Annotated in this window: 5 protein-coding genes; 4 read left to right on the top strand and 1 reads right to left on the bottom strand. The window is 46.7% G+C overall.

What is annotated here, in order from left to right; genetic code table 11:
* Positions 1-1,599, top strand: a 1,599-nt coding sequence (locus tag ABYB02_RS13270; protein ID WP_372762912.1) for a hypothetical protein, incomplete at its 5' end; no start/stop codon positions are given.
* A gap of 558 nt (positions 1,600-2,157) precedes the next feature.
* On the top strand, positions 2,158-3,873 hold the full coding sequence (locus ABYB02_RS13265) for a potassium/proton antiporter (protein ID WP_372762911.1): 1,716 nt from the start codon (positions 2,158-2,160) through the stop codon (positions 3,871-3,873).
* 96 nt (positions 3,874-3,969) lie between these two features.
* Here the strand turns inward: ABYB02_RS13265 and ABYB02_RS13260 are convergent, their stop codons facing one another.
* Entirely contained in the window at positions 3,970-4,857 is an 888-nt protein-coding gene (locus tag ABYB02_RS13260) for a LysR substrate-binding domain-containing protein (protein ID WP_372762910.1), read from the bottom strand.
* Positions 4,858-4,997: 140 nt separating this feature from the next.
* On the opposite strand from ABYB02_RS13260, the gene ABYB02_RS13255 reads away from it, so the two are divergent.
* Both ABYB02_RS13255 and ABYB02_RS13250 read left to right on the top strand, forming a co-directional pair.
* Positions 4,998-5,453 (top strand): DoxX family protein, encoded by a 456-nt coding sequence (locus tag ABYB02_RS13255; protein ID WP_372762909.1) that lies wholly within the window; start codon positions 4,998-5,000, stop codon positions 5,451-5,453.
* A gap of 73 nt (positions 5,454-5,526) precedes the next feature.
* Positions 5,527-6,419: glutathione S-transferase family protein (locus ABYB02_RS13250; protein WP_372762908.1), on the top strand; the 893-nt coding region annotated here is incomplete at its 3' end.

The following is a 6,419-nucleotide window of genomic DNA, read 5'->3' as shown; positions in this document are numbered from 1 at the left end:
GCTATGTGCATTCTGATCAAACAAGAAATGCAGCAACACAGCAATAATAAAACCGGACGCAGTTACCGTAATGCCGCGCGCGACTATAATAAAAACTGTAATAAGCCTGCGCAAACCCAACCAAAGCCGCCACCCATTGTAAAACAGCCCGAGCCGCAATATAGCGCACCGACACCCGTGACCACTGAGCCACCAACGCAGCAAAATCAAGCCACAACAAGCCCTGAAGCCACAGTTTCAGCAGGGGCTAATGAACCACTCTCTGCCAATGAGCCGCCAGCTAACGTGAGCAACACTCCAGTCACAAGCCCCAGCGCAGCACAAGACGACACAGCAACGCTAAGCGATACGCAAAGCCCTAACACGCCAAGTGAAGCCCGTGCTGAGCCTCAAGCTGATAATTTCAGTAACGCAGCGCAACCGGCAGCGCAGCCCGCAACACAAACAACCACCGTACAGCCAATGCAAACTCAGCTGTCTGTTACCACTGCACCCAGTGCCACAGCCAACCAAGCGCCTGCTATAACTGCGCCTAAATCCGTTAACGACAGTGTTGAACCACTCTTGTTTGCCAGCGTATTAATATTGGTGATTGTGCTTATTACTGTGGCGGTATTGATGCGTTTGCGTCGTGCTAAGCAGGCTAAAGCCCTTGCTGCTGCGCCAGTGGTAAAAGCCGCCCCCAAAGTGAACCCATTAAAACCCACTGCCGCAGATAAACAGGCACTCACGCAGCCCGAAACAGCGCCCGTTAAAGGGCCCCATGCAGATAAAAAAGCAACCGTGTCGGCGCCTGAGGTCGCGCAGGCCGATGATTCCGCTAGTCAGCAGCCGCAAGCCAGCAGCAAACAGCCGGAAACGGTAGAGAACAAAGTCGCCAGTCAATTTACCACCGCCGCACCGAATAGTGCCGAGTTTGAAGCCGCCGCTAAAAATACCCTAGAGCGGATAAAAAATGCCAGCTCATTTTCCGAGCCTAAAGTGCGCAACTTTGACCCCGAAGCACCGCAAACAAAAATAAAGCGCCAACAATATAATCAAGCGGTAGCCGCGCAAAAAAATGAACCGCCGCAAGCGATCCCTAGAGAGCAGCCTGGTACTATCAATACCGAGCCAGAGATAGCCCCTTCTGCGCCCACAGACAGCATTTTGCCTGAGCAGCAGGCAAAAAACAGTCATACAGATAATGCAGATAATGCAGATAATGCAGATAATGCAGATAATGCAGAGCATAGCGAAATTAGCAAACAAATTGATCAAGAAATTGATAGCGAAGTCATGCCATTTAAAGAACCCGAAGTGCGCGAGTTTGACCCCAACGCGCCGCTGGAAAGCACTAAGTCGAACTCAGCGCCGCAACAGCCTGAGCCTAAAGAGAAGCCTGAGCCTGAAGAGAAGCTTGAGCCAAAACAGCAAGCCAGCGATGACGCCGACAAAGCCAAACATGCCAGTAACCCGTTTGCTAATTTATCGTTAGATGAAAGCTGGGATCCTAATTCAGCGGTAAAACCAACTATTCCAGAAAAACAGCGTAGCGAAAAATCGCAAGCATTAATCGAGGCCGAACAACGCGCCAAACGCTTACAAACCAAAGAATAGGCTGCGGGCTGCGGGCTGCGGGCTGCGGGCTGCGGGCAGTTTAGTGATACCAGCCCAATAAAGTAAACATTTGCGTGGTACTAAGTGCTAGGTTCTAGGTATGAGGTTCTAGGTATGAGGCTCTAGGTTCTAGGTATTAGCTTATTAGTTCCGCCTGAAACCTTGTTTTATCTTTAACTGATCGCTGACAGCTCTAATCTGACCGCTGTTCGTTCGCACTGCACTTGGCTAATGTCTAGCTGACACCTAAAACCTGAAACCTAAAACCTTGTTTTATCTTTAACTGATCACTGACCGCTCTAATCTGACCGCTGCTCTTCCCGGCTATTTTTTATAAATAATGCTATAATATCAAAAAGCTGTAAGCGCATTGTGTCAACAAGCCCTTGCTTACTATCGCTGAATACTATATCTATTATATAAACCTAAACCAGTTCTAACTTAGTCCTATTTCTATGCGCTAAATTACAATTTTACCCATTGGCTTCAGCAGTCGCTTTTTTCTGCTGCCTTGGTATAACGCTTAACTCAGCCCTTAGCTTTTAATGAGAAGAATATATGTTTTTGATTGATCAAATAATATTGTTAGCTGCGGTGTTAATATTACTTGGCATCATGTCGAGTAAGTTATCCGCGCGCCTTGGACTTCCGGTACTGGTGCTGTTTTTAATAGTGGGAATGCTCGCCGGTGAAGATGGCCCCGGCGGCATATTTTTTGATAATGCCGAAGCGGCGCACTCCTTAGGCACCCTGGCGTTAGCGATGATCTTATTTGATGGTGGCTTACAAACGCCACTAAGAGCGATAAAAAAGGTGTGGAAGCCCGCTTCTACCTTAGCCACGCTAGGGGTATTAGTCACCAGTGCAGTTACCGGTGTTGCGGCGGCGTATATTCTTGATATTCCGTTGCTACAAGGCATGTTGCTCGGCGCTATAGTCGGCTCAACCGATGCCGCCGCGGTATTTGCGCTGCTGCGTAATGCCGGTATTCATTTAAAACCTAAGTTAAAAGCCACCCTCGAAATAGAAAGTGCTTCAAACGACCCCATGGCGATATTTTTAACTGTGGGGCTACTAGAAATACTCGTTAACGATATGCAGCCCGGCACCGGTTTACTGCTAATGTTTATTTCGCAAATGGGCTTAGGCGCCTTAGTGGGCCTTGCAGTGGGGTGGGTGTCGGTTAAGTTAATTAATAAAATTCAATTAGCGGCCACCGGCCTTTACCCAGTATTAGTGGCGGCCTGTGGGTTACTGTCGTTTGGTATCACCGCTAACATAGGCGGCAGCGGGTTTTTAGCGGTATTTATTACCGGTGTGGTTATTGGCAACAGTCGCTTTGTGTTTCAGCGCAGCACCTTTTTATTTCACGACGGCTTAGCCTGGCTCAGCCAAATTACCATGTTCGTGGTACTTGGGTTATTAATAAACCCAAGCTCACTGATACAGGTGTGGTTTGAAGGGCTGATCATTGCCCTAGTGCTAATATTTATTGCGCGGCCATTGGCGGTTATTCCGGTATTAGCGCTATTTGGCTTTAAAGCACGCGAAATTAGTTTAGTGTCTTGGGTGGGGCTGCGTGGCTCGGTGCCGATTATTTTAGCCATATTTCCACTTATTTTTGGCCTGACTGGCGCCGAGCTCATATTTAACGTGGTGTTTTTTGTGGTGTTAATTTCGGCTACCCTGCAAGGCTCTACCTTGCCGTTAATAGCTCGAAAACTAAAGCTGACCTTACCGCCGCCGGTGGCCCCTGCCGCCACCCTTGAAATTACCGCTTTAGGCGATGTGGATGCCGATATTGTTGAATACACCTTAGGCGAGAGCTCCCGTGCCGTGGGCCGCCGATTATCGCAGTTAGCCCTGCCCGATAGTACCGTAATGGCGATGATCAGCCGTAACAGCAAGGTTATTCCGCCGCGCGGCTCTACGCTATTACAAGCGGGTGATCAGCTGTTTATGGTGCTAAAACCACATACTCGTGAGTTTGTAGATTGTGTGTTTTCAAGCACTATTGATCAAGATATTGCCGAGCTTTCGGCAAAAGAGCTCAGAGTAAAAGGCAACACCAGTGTGGCTAGTATCGCCTATTCTTACGATATTCACATTGCCGCCGAACCACGCAGTACATTAGAGCAAGTACTTAAAGCTTCACTTAATAGCAGTGCCAAAGTAGACGATTTTATTGAGCTGGACGACGTTAAGCTGACTATTTGTGAAATGGTTGACGATCGAATTATCACCGTAGGCATCGTGATCACGCTGGATGACTAACACAATAACGCATTAAACAGCGCTTTACACAACGCAATAGTATTACCTTGCGTAAACGCTAACAGCCACTGCCTTATGCATGGCTGTTAGCGTTTGCTAGGCTGGTAATAACAACGACCGCAACCGCTGTAACCCTTTTCCTTTATTAGTGATTTTCCAAGCTATAAATAGGTCTTGGCACGGGCGTGGCTCGTTTAGCGCCACCTCCACTAACTGCCCCGCAGCAATATACGGCGCAACTAAACTCTTGGGTAAATAACCAATACCAATACCGGCACTGATCGCAGCCAGCTTTTGCGCCACTGAACTAACAAAAAAGCGCTGCGCCCCCTCGATTATATTTGCCGTCCAAGGGATTTCTTGCTCGGCCGAGTCATGCACGATTACACTGCGATACTGAGCAAGGCTACTCACATCAACCCCTTGCGACTGCGAGGCTAACGGGTGGCTGCTATTTACCACTAATACACTTTGGTACTCGGCAATTTTAACCGCGCGAATGCCTTTTTGATTTGGCACCGGCGACGGCGCACCAATCACTAAGTCAACCTTGTCTTCTATTAGTACTTCCCAGCTGCCGTTCATTACCTGCTCTTGCACATCAATTTCTATATTTTCATGCTCAGCTAAAAACTGCTCTATACTGCTAAATACTGGTTTTATATCAATAATAGAATCGCAAGCAATACGAATTTTTGGCTCCCAACCGTTGGCAATGGTTTGTGTTTGCTCCGATAATGAATTAATCGCCGTGAGCAACTTACGCCCCTCGGTTAATAAATGCTTGCCCGCAGGCGTGAGTACTGCACGGCGGCCTTGGCGCTGAAACAGCGTTACGTTTAATTGTTCTTCGAGCTTTTGCACTATGTAAGATAGCGCCGAAGGCACTTTATTTAATTGCTCTGCGGCTGCCGCATAACTGCCACGATGCTCAATAGCGTCAAGCACCAGTAACGCTTCAATACTAATAGGCGGGGTATTCATGGTTTTAATCCCAATTACAATTGTTCAAATTATTTGAATATATAGAGCAAATAATAGGAGTTATTTAATTACATAACAACAACTACAATGGCTACATACTTAATTAACACACTTACTAAACATCAATAAGGGTAAAAATTATGACTATTAAAAATATTGCTAACGTTATCACTAAAACTGAACAATCACTGGCTACTGTACCGCTACGCGTTATTGCGGGTATTATTTTTGCCGCTCACGGTGCGCAAAAATTATTCGCTTGGTTTGGCGGTTATGGTTTAGAAGGCACAGGACAATGGATGGAATCAATTGGTTTAGCACCTGGCTTTTTAATGGCCTTAATGGCGGGTAGCGCAGAATTTTTTGGTGGCTTATTACTGATTGTTGGCCTACTTACTCGCCCTTCTAGTGTGGTACTGGCTATCACTATGGTTGTGGCTATATTTACCACACACATTGATAACGGCTTATTTATGAGCAACAACGGTTACGAATTTGGTCTATCACTATTAGCCATCACCCTTGCTTTAGCGATTCAAGGTGGCGGTAAATTCTCACTTGATAACGTAATCAACCGTCGCTTAAACAAAGCGTAATATTAATACCAATAACACACCGCATACTATGCGGTGTGTTTTTATGCACTTACAGCACATTAAGGAGCTAATAATGGGATTAATCGTAGACGGAAAATGGGTTGACCAATGGTACGACACCAAAAAATCTGGCGGTAAGTTTGAGCGCCAAGCAAGCCGCTTTACCGCGCAAATTTCAAACGCCGACGATAGCCAATTTAAACCCGAAGCGGGACGTTATCATTTATATGTGTCGCTAGCTTGCCCTTGGGCGCACCGCACTATGATAATGCGCAAATTAAAGCAGCTCGAAGACGTGATCACCCTAAGCGTAGTGAAGCCCGAAATGCTGGAAAATGGCTGGGAATTTGGTGAGCACGGCGATCCGCTTTATAACCTAGATTACGCGTACCAATTGTATTTAAAAGCCGACGCCAATTACCAAGGCCGCGCCACTATTCCTATTTTATGGGATAAAAAAACCCATACTATCGTTAATAACGAATCATCGACCATTATGCGCATATTAAACACCGCGTTTAATGATCTCACCGGCAACAGCGATGATTACTACCCACACGCGCTGCGCGCAGAAATCGACAGCGTAAACGAGCGCATTTATAACACGGTAAATAACGGTGTATACAAAGCCGGGTTTGCCACCACGCAAAGTGCTTACAGCACCGCCTACCAAGAATTATTTGCAAGCCTAGACTGGTTAGAGCAACGCCTCGCTACACAGCGTTACTTAGTGGGCGAGCAAATTACCGAAGCCGATTGGCGCTTATTTACCACCTTAGTGCGCTTTGATGCGGTGTATCATGGCCACTTTAAGTGTAATCAGCAAAAAATTAGCGAATACCCTAACCTGTATAACTACGTGAAAGAGCTATATCAAGTACCCGGTATTCAAGACACCATTGACTTGCAGTACACCAAAACACACTACTACGCCAGCCATAAAACCATTAACCCCACCGGCGTGGT

The organism is Pseudoalteromonas sp., assembly GCF_041613455.1.
In the GTDB taxonomy this organism is placed as follows: Bacteria; Pseudomonadota; Gammaproteobacteria; order Enterobacterales; family Alteromonadaceae; genus Pseudoalteromonas.
This window is presented reverse-complemented; position numbering and strand designations above follow the sequence as displayed.